Below are 325 nucleotides of genomic sequence, written 5' to 3' on the forward strand. Positions count from 1 at the left end.
GATGGTTCTCACCGGGTTCGCGGGCCTGGGCGTCGTGGCCGGTTCGGTCCTGGGCACGCTCGGCGTGGCGATGGCCATGAGCGCCATGGCGCGCCGCGTGGGGTCCGTCACCCTGCTGGTCCTGGGCCTGATGCTGGGTTTCCTGGCCCAGGGCCTGATCAGCGTCTTGCTGCACTTCACCAACCGCAACCAGGGACGGATCTTCGCGGCCTGGAACGACGCCACCTTTGCCAATGTGGTCTGGGGCGATTTCGTCACCCTGGCGCCGCTGTTGGCGCTCGGCCTGTTCGGCGCCGTGGTGCTGGCCAAGCCTCTGACGGCCCTT

The 325-nt window shown here is 68.6% G+C and carries 1 protein-coding gene; it reads left to right on the forward strand.

All coding sequences use genetic code 11. The features are described from left to right. A partial coding sequence (locus CVH10_RS19010; protein ID WP_146143081.1) for an iron chelate uptake ABC transporter family permease subunit occupies positions 1 to 325 on the forward strand: 325 nt, incomplete at both ends.

Origin of the sequence: Halomonas sp. ND22Bw (assembly GCF_003011945.1) — a bacterium.
Classification (GTDB): Bacteria; Pseudomonadota; Gammaproteobacteria; order Pseudomonadales; family Halomonadaceae; genus Halomonas; species Halomonas halophila.